The organism is Pantoea sp. CTOTU49201 (genome assembly GCF_032054795.1).
Taxonomy (GTDB): Bacteria; Pseudomonadota; Gammaproteobacteria; order Enterobacterales; family Enterobacteriaceae; genus Pantoea; species Pantoea symbiotica.
The window spans coordinates 1-2,566 of sequence record NZ_DAMBSA010000529.1; the positions used below are offsets into that span (position 1 = coordinate 1).

A 2,566-nucleotide genomic window follows, 5' to 3' on the forward strand; every position below is an offset into this window, starting at 1 on the left:
GGCTGCGCCGCTGGCGCTGCACCGTTGATACCTTGCGGTGTCATTGGCTCTTCTTTCGGCAATGCGTCAGAAGACTCCTGAACCGGAACCGGTGCTGGCTGAACCTCGCCTGCTGGACCGTTAATCTTGATCGGCATACCGTTACGCGCCTGGATAGCGTTGTTGACCGCATCCTGGTTGGTGCTGGCATCGGCAATCACTTTGGTCACAGCGGAAGTCAGGTTGATCGGCACCACTTCGCGTGAGTTGAACTGCTCTTCGGTGGTCGACAGCGGGTTGTGCACTTCCACATAACGCGAACCATCTGGCTCAACGGTGGCTTTCACCGGCTGATCGATGAACTGAACGCGCGTACCAACCGGCACGTTGTCGAACAGCCATTTGATGTCGTCAGCACGCAGACGCACACAACCGTGGCTCACGCGCAGGCCGATACCGAAGTTGGCGTTAGTACCGTGAATTGCATACAGGCGACCGATATAGAGCGCGTGCAGGCCCATCGGGTTATCCGGGCCAGCCGGGAACACCGCAGGAATGCTCTCGCCGCGTGCCGCATATTCTGCGTGCATCGCTTTGGTTGGCGTCCAGGTTGGGCCATCTTTCTTACGCTCAACCGCAGTAGTCCAGTTGATCGGCGTATCTTTACCGAGCTCGCCGATACCGATTGGCAGCACGACTACAGTCTTGGTGCCTTTCGGGTAGTAATAAAGACGCATCTCAGCGCTGTTGATCACGATGCCTTCACGCGGCGCGTCAGGCAGAATCAGCTGCTGTGGGATGATCATTTTAGTGCCAGCTTTTGGCAGATAAACGTCAACGCCCGGATTGGCTTCCAGCATATTGCTGAGGCCCATCTGATACTGTGCAGCAAAGGCTTCCAGCGGAAGTTTGCTGTCATCAGGTACGGTGATTTCAATGTTTTCGCCGATCAGACGGCTGTTAGCCGGCGGCAGCGGATAGACTACTGCAAATGCCGACTGGCTGAACGCCGCCAGTGCGAGGGCGAGTGAAGCGAACGCGCGAATGCTCATTTTCATGTTTTTCAAGTCGTTATGGCCATGTTTCAGGCTTGTCAGTGTGTCGAATCCATCGTGGTCAGTATGACCCGCTGCGCATTATATGTGCATTGACGCATTGATGGAAATCAGGATTTTTACTGGCTGCAGATACTTTACGCAATTCCTTGTCTTTACCAGACAATTCTCTTGGATCCGCAGCCCAAAAAGTGAATTTTCACGGCTGCCACAGCGTTACTTCATTACTCAGTTTACGATTGAGGAAAAAAGCGGCACTGACTAATGCCAGGTGCGTCAACGCCTGCGGCATGTTACCCAATGCTTCGCCGTGCGAAGTGAACTCTTCGGCATACAGACCGAGCGGATTGGCGTAACTCAGCAGCTTTTCAAACTCAAAATGCGCCTCATGTACGCGGCCCGCACGCGCCAGACACTCCACATACCAGAATGAACAGGCGGCAAAGGATCCTTCTCCACCGGTTAAAGCATCGGCAGGCGTCTCGTGAATGTTATAGCGTCGAACTAAACCGTCGCTCACCAAATGCGTTTTAATCGCGTCCAGCGTCGAAATCCAGTCGGGATCGGTTGAGCTAACAAAGCGCACCAGCGGCATCAGCAGCATCGACGCATCAAGGAAGGTTCCGCCGCGCGTAGCGGTGAAATGGCCCAGTTCCGGGTTCCAGAAATTCTGCCAGATATCATCGCGGATCTCGCTGCGCACCCGATCCCAGCGTTCGTACGGCATCGGCAATGAACGCTTCATGCCTAATCGCAGCGCACGATCGAGCGCCACCCAACACATCAGGCGTGAATGCAGGAAATGCTCCGGCTCACCGCGCATCTCCCAGATGCCAGCATCGGGCTGATTCCAGTTAACGCAGACGTAATCGATCATATCGGAGACGTACTTCCAGCCGCGATGTGAAATCGCTTCGCCATATTTGTTGGCGAGATAAATGGCATCCATCAGCTCGCCGTAAATATCGAGCTGCGTCTGACGCCAGGCATCATTGCCGATGCGCACCGGACGCGAATTGGCGTAGCCGGAAAGATTAAGCAACTCGGTTTCGTGCAGTTCGGTGCCGCTGTCGAGGCGATACATCACCTGTAAGTGCGGCGTGTCATCGTGGCTGTGCTCGACGCAGCGGCCGACCCATTTGGTGAAGTCACGCGCTTCTTCGGTGTAGCCGAGGCGCATCAGCGCGTACATGCTGAATGAGGCATCGCGGATCCACGAGGCGCGGTAATCCCAGTTGCGTTCGCCGCCCAACTCTTCCGGTAAACCAAAGGTTGCGGCAGCGGCGATTGAACCGTGCTGATGCGAGGTTAGCAGCTTCAGCGCCAGCGCCGAACGCGTCACCATCTCCTGCCAGCGACCGCGATAGGAACTGTGGCTACTCCAGCGTCGCCAGTATTGCAACGTGTCATGGAAACACTGCTCGGTGGCGATCTTGGCCACGTTGGCATCGTCATCGTTACCAAAGACAAATTCGGCGGTCTCACCGGCTTTCAGAGTAAATTCCGCTACTGCGCTGTGATTTTCGCGCGTC

At 55.6% G+C, this 2,566-nt stretch carries 2 protein-coding genes; both read right to left on the reverse strand.

From position 1 onward, the window contains the following. A partial coding sequence (locus RTY00_RS23295; RefSeq protein ID WP_312666543.1) for a L,D-transpeptidase family protein occupies nucleotides 1–1,037 on the reverse strand: 1,037 nt, incomplete at its 3' end. Between the two features lie 196 nt (nucleotides 1,038–1,233). Then, on the reverse strand, nucleotides 1,234–2,566 hold a 1,333-nt coding region (locus RTY00_RS23300), incomplete at its 5' end, for a glycoside hydrolase family 15 protein (RefSeq protein ID WP_312666544.1).